Below are 14822 nucleotides of genomic sequence, written 5' to 3' on the forward strand. Positions count from 1 at the left end.
GCGTCCATATGAATATAAAAAGTAACGTTTTACGGATGGATCTTTATAGGGTTGTAACCTCCGCATGGTTCTATTTTTCAATTGTTTTGGTCACTGTGCTTTGCTTCTCCTGTAACTGGACGGATATTAGTCAGGTTTTCTCTCAGGGAAATCATAATATTGATGTGACCTATATCTTCACTATTTTAATGGGGCTTGGCGAATTTAAAAATATGATTTTAATCGCAGCGGCTTTAGCCTGTGTAGGGAATTTTTGCAGCGATTGGAATCATCAGTTTATCCGTCCCGTTGTTATTCGCTGCGGAGCCCGGAAGTATTCGCATTCTAAAATTTTTTCCTGCCTGATCAGTACTTTCCTCACGGTATTTATCGGATTACTGCTTTTTGTCTTTCTATTGAGTCTGAGAATCCCGCTTCATCAGGAAGGTTCTTTCAGCAGCAGCTTGGTACTGAATAAGCCGTATGATTACCTGATCAATGGTGATTTCCCAATCCTGTATTTTATAGTTAAAATTTTTATTTTAAGCATTGCATGTGCTTTTTGGGGAATTGTCGGATTGTGTGTTACTTCCTATATTCCTAATCATTTTGTTGCGGTTGCTTCGCCATTTATCGCTTATTATCTCTTAGGTGAGTTTGGTGAATATTTACCCAATTTTATGAATTTCAGGATGCTTGCCTACAGTTATGATGTGTTGGGTCAGGGCGTAGTAATAACAGTTGTGTATACAATCTTGTTCTTTGGCGTTTTATCTGCGCTGGCGGGGCGATTATTTACAAAAAATGTGCAAAGGAGGGTTTCAAGTGAAATGCTTTAGAAAAGTGTTTTGTGTATGCACACAAAATTACCGAAAATGGGCAACCAATTACCGCGTTTGGGTTCTGCTGATTTTATTAGCGATTTTTGTCAATAGTTATACCAAAGAGATCATCTATTTTGCAGAATCAGTACAGTACAATGTCTCCCCTTGGTTATTCCCTTTTTTGTATGGACAAAAATATATGAAATACATTTTATTTCTTGGAATACTCCTTTTATTTTGCGACGCACCGTTTCTTGATGAAGAACAGCCCTACGTTATCATGCGGAGTGGCCGCCTTTCCTGGAGTCTTGGACAGATATTCTACATTATCACTTCCTCCGCATTTTATTACATATTCATAATTGCAATCAGCATTCTGTTGAATATCAATCACATTGAATGGAACACGGATTGGGGAAAGGTCTTAGGCACTTTGGGGACTGTGAATGTAGGTGATATGGTAAGCTATAAAATCGCGGTTAGCAGCAAAATCGTTACCTTTTTCACTCCCCTGCAGGCCATGTGGTTTTCCTTTTTATTATCCTGGCTGGCAGGAATATTCTTGGGATTGCTGATCTACACTTTCAACATTATATTCGAAAATAAATTTTTAGGGATTCTATGCGGGGCCTTTTTTGTATTTTTTGATACGGCAGTAAGGAGCCAGGCAAAGCTGGTTTGGTTTTCCCCTATATCCTGGGCAATGCTGGATAATATCAACATCGGCGAAAAAGTAGCGACGCCGAATATTCAATATGTCCTTACAATGTACACTGTTTTAATTCTATTCCTTGGCATAACTGTGATTGTTAAAAGCAAGAAACAGGCAATTGAAGTTATGCCGCCTATTTAAGAGAAGGTGTAATAATGGAAGACAATTTCATCGAAATTAATAACGTAAGCAAATCCTTTCAAGAGGCGAAGGTTCTGAAAAACATATCGGTATCTTTTAGCCGGGGTAAAATTCATGGCCTGATCGGCCGTAATGGGTCAGGAAAAACCATGTTGCTAAAATGTATTTGCGGCTTTGTAAGACCATCCTCTGGACTAATCTCCATAGATCATAAAGTCGTTGGGAAAGATATCGATGTCCCGGAAAGTATGGGGATCATTATTGAAGCGCCGGGCTTTCTACCTAATTACAACGCATACGACAATTTGCATTTACTGGCTATGATTAAAAATCAGATTAGCAAAAAGAAGATTCAGGAGGCTATCAGGCGTGTTGGATTAGATCCTGTCAGCAAAAAACGTGTCGGCAAGTATTCTTTGGGAATGAGGCAGCGTCTCGGCATCGCGCAGGCGATCATGGAAGATCCGAGTATTCTTATTTTGGATGAGCCAATGAACGGGCTTGACAACCACGGCGTGGAGGATGTTCGTAAGTTGCTGTTGAATCTGCGGGATGAGGGAAAAACTATTCTGATTGCCAGCCACAGCGCCGAAGATATTGACGTTCTGTGCGATACCGTTCATGAGATGGATGCCGGTGTGATGCAAACGGTTAGATGATTTTTCAATAAAGAAAGGCGTATTTTGGCAGAGTACAGAAGACGCAGATACAGAAAAAGAGTAAGGAGAAATCGGCTTTTTATATTGCTTGGCTGTGGATTGGTGTTGACGGCGGCGTTCGGATTTATAAACGCCATTCAAAAAAATCTTATCACGATACCACGTAGTGAACAGAGCATTCAAAAGAAGATCATTGACGTACCATATATCAGTCAGCAGGGTACTTTGGCGACAGGGTGCGAATTAGTCAGTTCCATGATGGTTTTAAAGTACTACGGCTATGACGTAACAGCGGACGAAATCGTAGCACGGACCCCTCGGTCTGATCTTACCCAGTCAAAGAATGGGCTGACCGGAGCTCATCCCTCTGATGCGTTTATTGGGGATCCACATTCACCCAATGGATTTGGTTGCTATGCGCCGGTGATAACCTTAGTTATGAATTCTTTTTTTGAAGGCGATGGAACGAAGAAAGCCGTTGATGTGACAGGTACGGATCTGGAATCTCTGATACATAACGATATTGATCATGATATTCCGGTTCTCATATGGGCGACAAGCAATATGAAGCAGCCCAAGTCGGGGAAAAGCTGGACCATAGAGAACACCGGAGAGACCTTTCAGTGGATTTTAGGCGAGCACTGCCTCGTGCTGGTCGGATATGATCAGGACAGTTACTATTTCAATGATCCTTATGAATCAAACGGTCTGATTGCCTTTAAAAAAGGAATAGTAGAGGACCGGTTTCAAACGTTGGGACAGCAAGCGGTCGCGGTGAGCTCTTGAAGTTATGACTGTGATGGAAAGAAAGATATTGACATCTTTTACTATACATTTCATGAAATGGATTGTGTTGAAGTCATGAAAGATAAACGCACAGATAGGTTTTGATGGAAGAAAAATCGTGATTCAATTACGGAACTTGAATAAATACGATTCTACCGGACCTGAAAAACAGTATATCCTGCATGACCTGAGCTTTCGGTAAGTGATTGCGATTAATAAAGAGATAACCACAAGTTTTGTGTTTACTCGACGTTCAGCGGGGATGAACTGATTAAGATGGTATAGAATGCAATAATTAAAAAAATGAAAATTGTTTTAAAAAAGTGTAAGAAAATGGATACCTCAGTTGTTTATATAGTAGAAGGAAAAAAGACAAGTAGGTTTCTAAGCGTGAACGCATGCGTGCTTTGAAATAATTTTGAGAAAGGTGTGAATCCGGTGATCTTATAATATGGTGAAAAATCCCATGTTCTCCGTCCATTCACTTGTAAGCCATAACTTAAAATCAAGGAGGTTTAAAAATGTTAAAGTTTAAATCGAAGAAATTGGTGGCAATTTGCTGCGCAATAGCTTTAATAGTTTCCAGTGCAATTCCAGCATTTGCAGCTACCAATTCAATTACGCAATGGTTTGTTAACTTTCCTGCGTTCAGAACTGGTATCACTTGTGCTCATGGGCCCGTTGACTCCACAAGCGGAACAGATTCAACATTTGTGCAGTTGGACTATCTTGGACCTGAGCCTGGCAGCTACCAAGCCTACTTCCTAATACGCCGCTGGGATAACCATAACACGATATCAGATACAGTTTATATGACACAAGGGGATACCCATAACATCTCACTTAATCAACATTATAATAAAGGTGCTGTCCTTGAACTCTTTGGAGGAAATGATAATCCCGCATTTTCTGCAGGTGCAAACGGGTATGTGGATTTTCACTGATAAATCCGAAGCTGATTGTTGAAATTATCTCGCCCAAAAGAGCTTAAACCAAATTTAATCTGTAGTTCTGGCATTTGGTTCATAGTGATCACATTTGCTTTTTGTAGCGTAATGGGACACACTATGAACCATCTTTAAAATAATCGTAAGGAGAAATAATGTGTTCTTAAAAGAATGGAAGCGCAGTATGCGGGATATGTTCCTGCATAGGGAATTCTATTTTGCTCTTTTGACTTCAATGCTGGTTCTACTGGGCTCCTTTTTTTTGAGCCTGTTGACCTTCTATCATGTGGATTGGATATATGTTCGTCCAGCTTGGTCATACTGGGGATATCAGGCTACTTGGTTCCGATGGTCCGATCAAAAAGGAAGCATGGGAATTGCGGCCATATCCACCTATATTTATGTTTACTTTCTGCTCCCATTATTGGCTGCGTTGGCATATTCCTATGCTCATTTTGACAACTATCGTTTAGATGTCCATAAAATTTTACTGCCACGTGAGGGACGGGCAGCCTACTATCGAGCAAATGGTCTTAGCGTATTTCTCTCCGGCTTTTTAGTTGTTGCTGCTCCTCTTTTACTGCAACAGGTTGCCTTGATCATTGCGATGCCGTACTCTGTTATGCGCAACATGGGATCAACGTTAGTAGTAGATGACTATGCAACTCAATTGCTGCATATTTCGGGACTGATTAAATTCCTGCAAATCGGCCATCCTTACCTATTCAACATTCTAACTTCGTTTTGCATGTCCGTAACCGCAGGGATCACTGCATTGTGTTCATATTCATTCTCTCTATACTTTCAAAGAAATAGATTTATTGCAGTTCTGCTTCTTCCTATTTTGCTGTGGCTGGTTCTGCCTATTTGCTTAGCGCGCGCTTTTCAGGATAATATTGCAAGTTATGCGTGGATTGGTATTGGTGGCGATTATATTTGGTGGCTGGTTGAAACCTCTTGCATTCTTTTAATTGATATTTTCTGCATTGAATGGAAAATTCATTATGCAAAGGATGAACTGGGATGTTAAAGCAGTTTTATAGAATAAAACTTCATTCTTTTTTTACATGGGGGCCAGTTTGTATTCTTTTCTTTACTTCGTATATTGTGGCTAAGGATGGTTTTCGGGGAATGGAAATCTACCGCATTCTTACATTCAGCACATATGTCTTACTTCTCTTTTTCCCCTTACTTGGGATGTATTCACTTTCAAGTTTACAATTTTTTCAGAAAGAATTAGTCATATTGCGTTTCGGCAGTTTCCGAGAATCTTGGAAAAAATGTGCTATTGTTTTGTTACTTGATAGTATTATATTTGTCACTGCTTTTCACATTTCTGCTTTGATATGCTATACCTTGAAGTGGGAATTCTTTTTTTATTTTGATAACAAAGTATTTTTTTTACAATCGTTTTTATTGCAGTGTCTGACAGTTTATACTTTTGAATTATTTCTTATGACAGTTTCCACTGCAATGCGAAATTCGCTTTTTGGATTTCTGGCCGGTTACTTAACACTTTGGTCGGAAAAAATTGTTCAGGGAATACATCCAACTTGGAATACAGTTTTCTTCTTGGCAGGTATGGACTGGGACCCGTCCATGGGATTGGCCACTTTTTATATAATGTCTGGAATTGCTGTGGGACTTTTGGTATTAGTTCCTTCTTGTTTTTCGAGTCGGGATTATTTGAAGAACAGGGAGGGAAAATTGTGAGGCTGAAACATTTTTTTCGTTCTCCATGGCGCCTGTTAATCACTACTATTCTTTTTATTCTCCTAATGCTGCTGGCCAGTCAATATGGGAAGGCTCTCATTAGTGTGGAAGGCTTCTTTCTCTGGACATTCGATGTTATTGGCCCTTGGGAGCAAGTGAACATAATGTCCGTCTTACTTTTCACTGTTTCGAATCTGCTTATTTTCTTTTCAACCGGGAATTTATTTTTGGAAGATATGAAAGTTAGCTATGTGTATATCTTCCCGCGCATTGGAACAAAGCGCACATGGTTGAGGCAGCAAACATTCGGCCTGCTGTTGTGGATCGCTTTCTTTTGGATAGTAATATTTCTGCTTGCGTTTTGTTTTGCCGGAGCGGCTGGCCTAGAGGCGCAAGGCAGTGCTCTGTTTTATGTGGAGCAATACCTGTGCACAATGCTTTCCTCGTTCCTCCTATCATTCCTGCAGAATCTTTTATCTCTGCATACGGGCAGTTCTCAGGCGTTTATTATTACAGCATGCATTTTTGTTGGTTCCCTATTTGTGGGCATGTTCACTTATCAAACAGCTTTATGGAATGGATGGTTGTTTGCCCTATTGCCTCCGGTCGGGCAAATACTGCATTGGCATCCGGATGCGGCGATTCCGCAGGCGGTGAGGCAAACACTCGCTTCATATGCCCCTGTTCCGGGATTCGCGCTTTGGAAAAGCTTTGTGGTTTTGCTGATTTACTGGATCCTGTTATACGGCTATCTGTATCTCAAAATCGAAAAAGCCGACCTAATGGACTTAATAAAGGAGGAGAATTGAATGAATGCTATTGAAATCCATGATCTGACGAAAGTGCTCAAGCAACAGAAAGTTTTAATAGACATCAATTTAATATTGGAGCAGGGTGGAGTTTATGGCTTATACGGACAGAATGGGTCAGGGAAATCCATGCTGCTTCGTTCAATTGCTGGCTTGATTTATCCTACTAAGGGAACGGTAACCGTATTAGGGAAGCAACTCGGCAAGGATATCTCCTTTCCTCAGAAGATGGGGTTAGTAATCGAGAACGTAGGATTCTGGCCTTATTATACCGGATTTGAAAATTTAAAGACACTTGCTTCAATTCAAAACAAAATCACAGATGACGATATCCGAGAAAATATTAAGCGTGTTGGACTGAATCCCAATGACAAGCGTACCTACCACAAATACTCACTGGGTATGAAACGACGATTGGGTATCGCACAGGCAGTTATGGAAAAACCTGATCTTATTCTTTTAGATGAACCGACTAATGCGCTGGATGACGACGGGATCGATCTGGTACGGCAAATTGTTCGTGAAGAAAATGAGCGTGGCGCGACAATCATTCTGGCAAGTCATAACAAGGAGGATCTGACGCTTCTATGCAGCCGCTTTTATAAAATGTCAGATGGTCGTCTGAAGGAAGGAGAGGCGCCTAAATGAAAAAACGCTGGTATTGCATCCCTGCCGTCTTAGCTTTAGTCTGTCTGGTTCTGGCGGGAGTTGTCCGTGTTTCTTATCAAAATGCAGGAGAAAGCATTTACAATTACGGGTTTGAAACAGGGAATACATTTGATGTGGTTTTTCAAGAATTTTCTGTAACAGATGTGAATCAAATGCCTGATAAGCTAATAGAGAACTCTGACATTATTATAAGGGCAAAATACAGTGGAAATCGTTTTGTTACTGGGGAAGGGTTTTATTCACCGGTTACAGTTGAAGAGGTTTATAAAGGTGATTCTGAATTCAACGGAAAACAGCTTTATATTCTGGAAGCTGTTGATACGTACACATATACACGTTATGTGAACACCATTAGCAAAGCATACCTGCCTCTACAGAAAAACAGTGAATATGTTCTTTTACTAAAAAAGGTACAATTTGATCCCGAGCGAAAACTGACTGATTTTGAAAACAGTCAGTATTATCCAATTACACAGACAGCAGCGGGTGCATATCGCCTTTCCAACCAAGAACAAACCAAAGTATTCAGTTGGGCCAAAAATCCGGAATCAATGAATTCGCTTGCGGGATACGATATACCTGTTGAGGATAAAAAGCAGTTAGATATTTATTATCAGCTAAAAAGTGGTGTATTGGGGGAGCTTGGAATACCGCTAACATCATCATAGATTCGTTCAGGACCTTCCTTTTTTATCTTAGATAAATTCTCATACTTAAAATTATTAAAAAAATGCAAAGCCCCCTTGAAAAGCGGTAGACTCGGCCAATTTCTTATCTTCTCAATACCTTTGATTTTAATAGATTATTACTGTTGTAAATCGGATTTGCTTACCTTAATACCCATAAAAAGTGAGGGCGCAAAGCTGCGGTCTAAAGGCAGACAGTAACACCGGATTCAAACTTATATTGTGAAGCCAGGAGCTGTTGCTTCCTGGCTTCTGACTTTGTTTAGGGAGTATTGGTAATCATGAAAAATATAAAATCACGAGGGAGGTGTTTTTATTGTTAACGGATAAGGAAATAAAATCAATCTTGGAGCTCTGTCTTAATGACCCACGGAACCCCAAGATTCCTCGGGAATGGCTTTGCAGAGAGCTGGACCGCATCATCCACAATGAAATATACAGAACAGATAATGAAATAGACTGCGATATCATCAACACTTGCATAATGCTTATGAACAGAATTACGCACCGAACGTCTTCTGGAGCATACAGCGAAGAAACAACTGCTACACTGAACAAAATATATGAAAAAGTTAAGGCAAATCAGATCAACAGAAAATAGTAAGAGATTAGATGTTTTCTTTCCATGAAATTATTAACTTAAAAACTGTAAGAAAACAAAGGCTTTAGTTGTTATTATAGTGGAGGGATATCTGCTACGATATGTTAAAAGTGAAAAACAATTATGTTGGCCAACGAGGTGTCGGCATTGGTATTTAATGTTCTGTCGGAGCTGTTCTGCCAGAGCCTGCTGGACCCTCTGCGGAAGTGCTGTAAGCGCACAAGAACTGTACTGTTGGAGGTTGTACTGCCAAAAAAGGCTGGAAAGAGAGGTGTCGTTTTGGTAAGCCAGATAAAACGCAGAATTATAAAAGAAAAGAGAGTCACAAGGGCAAAACCGCTGAAAGGCGGCGACGCAAAGCCGCAGGATCTAAAATGTTGGTTTTACAACATGACGATAGCCTGGCTGCCGGAAGTTACGCGTAAGGCCTGCCCTTTTTATGAGGGCAGGCTTTTGCAATATATGTGACTTTTGACGGATAATTCTGGGGTATCAGATACTTGGTTTTTGCCATGCTCTAAAGGAAAAAGGAGTCCCCTATATGATTACCTGTTTCCAGCTTTTTGGGAGGTTGAAATAAGGAAGAGGCACTTCGTACATACGAAGATTCTCCACCAATTCAATATAAAAAAACAGCACTTTGCCTACTTGGGCAAAGTGCTGTTTTTTTATTGCCGACAAGAAAGTTGTTACTCCGATCGTTAAAGACACATATCGAGCTATGCCTTTCCCATTGCTGTAAAAAATCGTCGAAACCGGCACATTGTCGATCCCCCCCTCCAAATTTTGGATTCCCTAAAAAATTCAGAATTTGGAGGAAAAACATGAAACGATATAATAATGGCATTGGGGAATCCAATGTCTTGCAAAATCAATTTACAGCCTATCTCGTAACAGCAGTACATAGAAAAAAAATACAGTATTTACGGGCTAAATTCAGGCGATTGAGTAATGAAATGCCTTTGGATAACCAGGAAATTCGAGAAGAACTTCAGCCCGAGCAGGATATAACATCTCAATTGCCACTCTTGGAGCAACTTGAAAACAAAGAACTTCATCAGGCGCTTGAACAACTCAAGAAGCGGGACTTCCGAATCTTGATCATGAAGATATCAGATGAGCGTTCCTTTGAGGAGATTGCTGACGAAATTGGAATCGGCTATAAAACTGTAACTTCTATTTACTACAGACTGATTAGAAAACTACGCGACGAATTAGGAGGTAAAAAGGAATGAATTTCAAAGAGTTGCTGCTTCTGGCAAAGGATAATGAAGACTTTGCTATAAAAAAACTGATAGAGATGTACAAGCCCTTACTTCTCAAAGAATCTACCGTGGACGGTGTTTTTGATGAGGATTTGTATCAAGAGCTATGCATGGTTTTTATGCATTGTATTGAAGTAATTAGGATCTAAAGTAAGAGGAAGGGAGCCATGATTTTCGGGGCCTCGGAATGCCAAAGAAGCGCCCGGTTTGCTTAAAGTAAAGCAAACTGGGTCAGGCGTTTCCTCATATATTCTATTGAGTTGTAACACAAGATATTCTGAAAGTCCTGCGACGGTCTGCCTGATTAATTTGGAATGGGATATCAAAACATCTGGAGCTGTACATCTCTTTTCTTCACTAAAAATAGCGATTGTAATACTATTGGTATTATAGAAACACATTTGGTTTCTGTTCAAATATTTCCTCTCCTTTATACTGATACTAATAGTAATATAATAATACAATGGAGGGAGGGAGCTAAATGGACAGGAAAAGCATTGGACGTCGTATACAGGCATATAGAGAAACTGCCGGAATGAGTCAGGAGGAGCTTGCTGAAAAGCTTGGATTAAGCACAATCTATATTTCCACAATTGAGCGAGGTGTTAGGACTCCGAGTTTAGAAGTTTTTGTGGATATCGTAAACGCGCTGAATGTCTCGGCTGATCTTTTATTGGTTGACGTTCTACGGAATGGCTATAAAATAAAGGCATCCAAATTATCCGAGGAGATAGACACCATGACTGCTGAAGACAGGGAACGGGTTTTTAAAGTAATTGAAGCGATGGTAGCAATTGCAAAATAAAAATTCTATAACAAAATACGGAACAAAAAGTCTGCGAATTTTTCCGCAGACTTTTTTGTTTTTGATATTATTATTCTTGCACATTCGACATCTGAATTTTGTATACTGATACTTATAGTATTAGTATAATACATATTTGGCTTAAAGAAAGGAAGTTTAAGATGAGAGCGGTTGGGATTAGAAAACTGGATGGCTTGGGACGCATCGTTCTGCCAAAGGAACTGCGGAGTATCCTTGGCCTTATCGAAGGCACGCCGATGGATGTTCTTTTGGATGACGATGGTAATGTGATTTTGCGAGAATCCACCTGTCATTGTATTCTATGTGGTTCAAACAAAACCATATGGACAGAAAATGGAAAGTCGTTGTGTAGTGCCTGTATTGAGAAAATCAGCAGGAGAAAGGAGAGTTTTCATGTTGACAAAATCGATTAAAGTTGATGAAACGGTTTTGGGAGAAATTCAATATTACGAGATGCCGTTTCCAGATGTATATTTTATGAGCGGTAAGAGAAATGAAGGTTATGTTGTACCGAAAGACTATAATGGTAAAGTCCTGTCGCAAAAGGCATTAGCTTTTGGCGTTGAGTATGGCGACTTACTTTTTTTCCTTGCCGGGGCAGCCATGAACATTGTTGATTACGAGCTCCTTAAATACCGTTTAGTACATAGTTGCAATAATAAGGAAAAGGAGGCATTTCAGGAAAAGCTGTTAGAATTCCGGCAGATGGGACAAATCGATATAAGCGGATATTTTGGTGCTTACCCGCCTCCAAATGAAACGCCGGTGGGGATTGTGGAGGGCTTTATTAAAGTCTGCAACGGAGTATATTTCGCTAAGTCGGATGGAAAATGGCTGCTGGGAATCAGTGATCCGATTGAGATTAGTGAGCTTTCTATCGTTGCACAGCAATTTGGCACCGAGATGAAAGATTATTGGTTTTACGATTCCCATACCAGTGCGATTCCGGTTTTTGAACTGGCAGATTATCATGAAGAGCTACATAAGCTGATTGTTTCCGAACCTGCGTTGCACACGTTCCTCTGCAGAAACTTTCCTGTCTACGTTGCAGATTACAATGCAGATCCTGCTTTAGAAAGAAATCCGATTGTCGCAGAAACAGCAGTATTGACCGAGGCACTGCAACCATTGAATTTTCCGAATGAAACAGCGTGATAAGCAAAAAACGGCAACTCCCAAATGTGGAGCTGCCGTTTTGCTTAGTCAGCCAGTTTTAACTTTGGACTCTCTTTTTATATGCGTACTGTTGCCTTCTGATAAGTCAAATGTATACCGTCAGTGGCTTTTTCGTAACTTATGTTATTCGGCCGTCCTTGTCAGGATACTTCTCTCGCCTCGCCATCATGTTCAATTACTTCACCGCTGGTGAAGCCTTGACTGAGCAGCCTCAAAATGTGCAGTTGGCTGTCTTCAGAGAGTTCAGTAAAATCGACCATTGTTCCTTCTACGTAAATAGTAAAGGCCGCCGTCCATGTTCCTGTTTTCATGCAATCTTCTCCTCATTTCTGTTGACTCTGATATTCCGTATATCCTTCGGGGTCCATTTCTTTTAAAGCATCAGGGAAAAAATGATACTCAGGATATACGCAGTAACCGCTGAACCCCAGCAGCCCTGTTGGGACACCTAATTTGTGATCTGCAATCCATTTCAGTATCTCCTGCCCATTATTATTTGTATCAATAAAGGCACACTCCCGCTTCCGAACACCATCAAGATTTACCGTCAGCGTATCCCAGGGTTCAGGAGCACCATCTTCCCATGTGGTCATCGTAATGGCAAGGTTGCCTTCGGGATATGTACAGACTTCCAGTTGCAGCGGATGAACGGAGCCGTATTTCTTTAAATCGTACAATTTCATATAAAGCTCCTTTCTATGAATATAGTCTTAACTTCCTGCAGATGTGTTTTCATCATTATCAAAAATGCCACGCCGCTTTTTGATTTCTGCTATTTTTCGCTTCCATTCAAGTTGAGCCTGCTCCGCACGTTTCCGTTCCGCTTCCTGCTGTTCCGGAGAAAGTGCGGAAAACTGCCACTCTTGTTGATCCTCAAAGATATCTCTGATCACACGCCGGACAACTTTTTCTGCAATTTCGACTACAGTGGGAGGATGATTTTCCATGGCCTCACTCCCTGCACGAAAAAGTTCAAGGTAATGGTCATACTGGCGTTCCGTCAGAAAGCCGTAGCCGTAATCATCTTGTATTTCGATTTCACTTCGATACGCCATGACCTGCGCGAACTCTGTCTGCCGTTTGGCCTTTTCCCGTGCGACCTTACGCTCCAGTTTTGCGGCCAGGCGTTCTAATTCCCGAATTGCCTCTTTGCAGGCCTCAGCTTCCAACAGATAGCCTTCTGTGTCCGGCCTTAGATATTTTCGACCCATCCAGTAACACCTCCATGCAAATTCAGAATACTCTGCTAACCGCGCCGAAAGCAGCGGCATTTTTCGCAGACTCCGATATGAGCCACCCGAAAGCCTTTAAACGAGCGAATTTTGTTTGGGCAGGTAGAATAGACTTTCGACCGCCCTTTATGCCTGTCGCTGTGCAGATGTTTTTGATACGGAAGGGCTTGTTTTTCAGCGTTCTGTATGCTTTTTCTATTCATGCTGATCCTACCCCTTTTCATTGCAGGGCGGCGCAGAAAGCCCCGCGGCAATCATCTTGGCAGCGGTGCGAAAACCTGTTTCAAAAGCCTGCTCAAGCTCAAAACTGGTTCGAATATCTATTGAGCGTCGGTATTCCTCCACCTGTTCCCAGACTTCCGGAGCGAGCAGTTTTTTGAGGCGCTTCTGGCTCTCCATCACCGGCTTATTGTATTCCCGCAGCTGGGCGGCATCCTGTTGCATGTCCGGCTCAAAATTGCCGTAATACAGCTCTTTGAGGAAATCTGGCGGAACATCGGCAGGAAGGCGGACCGAAAACTTTGCCTTAGCCTGTGTTATGGCGGTGGTCAGCTCTTTCAAGGTCGAGATCAGCTGTGGAAGTTGGTACTCATAAAAAGTGTGACCGGCTCTGGTCTCATAAAAATTCATTCTCTTTGCCTCCTACTTTTATAAAATAGGGCTGTAGAGGAAAAATCATCGCTCCGCAGCCCCTGAAATAATATTCTTTCGGGTAGTCTTGGATAGTGTGTATAGAACCCGCAGTTGGCTGCGTTTGGCAGCAATCTTAGCCTTTTCGGAGCTTATGCCGCTCTATGAATCTGCAGCAGTAATACCTGCATATCGGTCATCTCAAAATCACCTTTTGCCGGAGCAATGAAATGATGCCGGTACTGTTGGAGCCAGTCACGGAATTCAACATACTCCTTTTTATCAGACTGCCTGACCCGCACACTGCATACGGCGGCCAGTGTCCCACCGGGATTCAGGAACTGGAACGCATGCTGGATATGATGGCATTCCTCGCTGAATGGTGGATTCATCAGTACCGCATCATATACGGGCTGTGGTTCCAGATCAAACAGATCGGGTCCTATGATCCGATACCCTTTTAACCCCAGCACTTCCCGGAAGTCAGGGGCAATTTCAATGCAGTCCACATGGGGCGTAATTTTCTTAGCTTCATCCGCAATGCTGCCGATGGCAGCTTCAGGCTCCAGCACATGACTGGTTTCATTCACCGACGCCAACTGCAGAAGCTGAGACACCAATGGGACCGGTGTAAACTGGATATCGCCTTTCTGATGAAGTCGGGCTCGAAAGGACAGATCCCGGATACGTTTGGCGTTCAAGTCGGGCGGAATGGTCGCTTTGTACATCAGGCCGTCATAATAATCGATGGCCTGAACCATGGCCTCTGTATCCTTGATGCCGGCTTTCAGCAGACGTACCGCCGCCGTACTGTCCTTTGCCGGGAATTGGAGCCGGGAGTGGCTGTGGGGATGTTCTTTGGCATATACGGCAGATGCAGAGTACGAGCGCATATTCTCATAAAATGCACCGGTGATCAGAGCCTTCTCCAACTGCGTTAATTCACGGCAGGCGGCCTCTTCTCCGAGATATTCCAACATCTGCTTCTGAGCCCTATACCTTTCGATGATGCGGTCCCGGTAGAGCTGTTCCTGCTGCCGTTTCCATGTGTTAGTTTTGTAGTCTCCGCTTAATCTTGTGATTTTCTTCTCCAGACTTGCGATCTGATTCTCGATTTTCATACTGATGTTGTTCATAGGCGTTTCCCTTCAAATCAATCAGATTTGC

The 14822-nt window shown here is 41.8% G+C and carries 20 protein-coding genes and 1 riboswitch; of the genes, 15 read left to right on the top strand and 5 right to left on the bottom strand.

Going from position 1 to position 14822, the window contains the following annotated elements; translation table 11 throughout:
- The first annotated feature begins 8 nt into the window (after window positions 1-8).
- From VA597_RS04420 to VA597_RS04490, 15 genes are all read left to right on the top strand, one after another.
- Window positions 9-818 carry a hypothetical protein gene (locus VA597_RS04420; RefSeq protein WP_326975306.1) on the top strand — a complete coding sequence of 270 codons (810 nt, stop codon included), beginning with the start codon at window positions 9-11 and terminating at the stop codon, window positions 816-818.
- On the top strand, window positions 805-1656 hold the full coding sequence (locus VA597_RS04425) for a hypothetical protein (protein ID WP_326975307.1): 852 nt from the start codon (window positions 805-807) through the stop codon (window positions 1654-1656). Before VA597_RS04420 ends, VA597_RS04425 begins: the two co-directional genes overlap by 14 nt.
- 14 nt (window positions 1657-1670) lie before the next feature.
- A complete protein-coding gene (locus VA597_RS04430) occupies window positions 1671-2315 on the top strand; it encodes an ATP-binding cassette domain-containing protein (protein ID WP_326975308.1) in 645 nt (214 codons plus the stop codon).
- A 102-nt stretch (window positions 2316-2417) separates the two neighbouring features.
- Window positions 2418-3101, top strand: coding sequence for a C39 family peptidase (locus VA597_RS04435; protein WP_326975658.1), 684 nt, complete (start codon window positions 2418-2420; stop codon window positions 3099-3101).
- 521 nt (window positions 3102-3622) lie between these two features.
- Window positions 3623-4045 (top strand): hypothetical protein, encoded by a 423-nt coding sequence (locus VA597_RS04440; protein ID WP_326975309.1) that lies wholly within the window; start codon window positions 3623-3625, stop codon window positions 4043-4045.
- 160 nt (window positions 4046-4205) lie between these two features.
- Window positions 4206-5078: a hypothetical protein gene (locus VA597_RS04445; RefSeq protein ID WP_326975310.1), complete on the top strand. Its 873-nt coding sequence runs from the start codon at window positions 4206-4208 to the stop codon at window positions 5076-5078.
- Window positions 5072-5761: a hypothetical protein gene (locus VA597_RS04450; RefSeq protein WP_326975311.1), complete on the top strand. Its 690-nt coding sequence runs from the start codon at window positions 5072-5074 to the stop codon at window positions 5759-5761. The genes VA597_RS04445 and VA597_RS04450 overlap by 7 nt, the downstream gene beginning before the upstream one ends.
- Window positions 5758-6570, top strand: a complete 813-nt coding sequence (locus VA597_RS04455; RefSeq protein WP_326975312.1) for a hypothetical protein — start codon at window positions 5758-5760, stop codon at window positions 6568-6570. Before VA597_RS04450 ends, VA597_RS04455 begins: the two co-directional genes overlap by 4 nt.
- Window positions 6571-7218: an ABC transporter ATP-binding protein gene (locus VA597_RS04460; protein ID WP_326975313.1), complete on the top strand. Its 648-nt coding sequence runs from the start codon at window positions 6571-6573 to the stop codon at window positions 7216-7218. It abuts the gene before it with no gap.
- Window positions 7215-7907: a hypothetical protein gene (locus VA597_RS04465; RefSeq protein ID WP_326975314.1), complete on the top strand. Its 693-nt coding sequence runs from the start codon at window positions 7215-7217 to the stop codon at window positions 7905-7907. Before VA597_RS04460 ends, VA597_RS04465 begins: the two co-directional genes overlap by 4 nt.
- Window positions 7908-8845: 938 nt before the next feature.
- A riboswitch (cyclic di-GMP riboswitch) is annotated at window positions 8846-8939 on the top strand.
- A gap of 411 nt (window positions 8940-9350) precedes the next feature.
- On the top strand, window positions 9351-9761 hold the full coding sequence (locus tag VA597_RS04470; RefSeq protein WP_326975315.1) for a sigma-70 family RNA polymerase sigma factor: 411 nt from the start codon (window positions 9351-9353) through the stop codon (window positions 9759-9761).
- Window positions 9758-9940 carry a helix-turn-helix domain-containing protein gene (locus tag VA597_RS04475; protein WP_326975316.1) on the top strand — a complete coding sequence of 61 codons (183 nt, stop codon included), beginning with the start codon at window positions 9758-9760 and terminating at the stop codon, window positions 9938-9940. Before VA597_RS04470 ends, VA597_RS04475 begins: the two co-directional genes overlap by 4 nt.
- Before the next feature lie 332 nt (window positions 9941-10272).
- A complete protein-coding gene (locus tag VA597_RS04480) occupies window positions 10273-10596 on the top strand; it encodes a helix-turn-helix domain-containing protein (RefSeq protein ID WP_326975317.1) in 324 nt (107 codons plus the stop codon).
- Window positions 10597-10757: 161 nt separating this feature from the next.
- Window positions 10758-11030 carry an AbrB/MazE/SpoVT family DNA-binding domain-containing protein gene (locus VA597_RS04485; protein ID WP_326975318.1) on the top strand — a complete coding sequence of 91 codons (273 nt, stop codon included), beginning with the start codon at window positions 10758-10760 and terminating at the stop codon, window positions 11028-11030.
- Window positions 11011-11772, top strand: coding sequence for a hypothetical protein (locus VA597_RS04490; RefSeq protein WP_326975319.1), 762 nt, complete (start codon window positions 11011-11013; stop codon window positions 11770-11772). The genes VA597_RS04485 and VA597_RS04490 overlap by 20 nt, the downstream gene beginning before the upstream one ends.
- 161 nt (window positions 11773-11933) lie before the next feature.
- Here the strand turns inward: VA597_RS04490 and VA597_RS04495 are convergent, their stop codons facing one another.
- From VA597_RS04495 to VA597_RS04515, 5 genes are all read right to left on the bottom strand, one after another.
- Window positions 11934-12104 (bottom strand): hypothetical protein, encoded by a 171-nt coding sequence (locus VA597_RS04495; RefSeq protein WP_326975320.1) that lies wholly within the window; start codon window positions 12102-12104, stop codon window positions 11934-11936.
- A 12-nt stretch (window positions 12105-12116) separates the two neighbouring features.
- A complete protein-coding gene (locus tag VA597_RS04500; protein ID WP_326975321.1) occupies window positions 12117-12476 on the bottom strand; it encodes a DUF4313 domain-containing protein in 360 nt (119 codons plus the stop codon).
- A gap of 27 nt (window positions 12477-12503) precedes the next feature.
- Complete coding sequence (locus VA597_RS04505) at window positions 12504-13004, bottom strand: adenylosuccinate lyase (protein ID WP_326975322.1); 501 nt, start codon at window positions 13002-13004, stop codon at window positions 12504-12506.
- A 231-nt stretch (window positions 13005-13235) separates the two neighbouring features.
- Window positions 13236-13655, bottom strand: coding sequence for a DUF6809 family protein (locus VA597_RS04510; RefSeq protein WP_326975323.1), 420 nt, complete (start codon window positions 13653-13655; stop codon window positions 13236-13238).
- 152 nt (window positions 13656-13807) lie between these two features.
- Window positions 13808-14791, bottom strand: coding sequence for a class I SAM-dependent methyltransferase (locus tag VA597_RS04515; RefSeq protein ID WP_326975324.1), 984 nt, complete (start codon window positions 14789-14791; stop codon window positions 13808-13810).
- Between the last annotated feature and the right edge of the window lie 31 nt (window positions 14792-14822).

This window comes from Caproicibacter sp. BJN0012 (assembly GCF_035986805.1).
GTDB lineage: Bacteria > Bacillota > Clostridia > Oscillospirales > Acutalibacteraceae > Caproicibacter.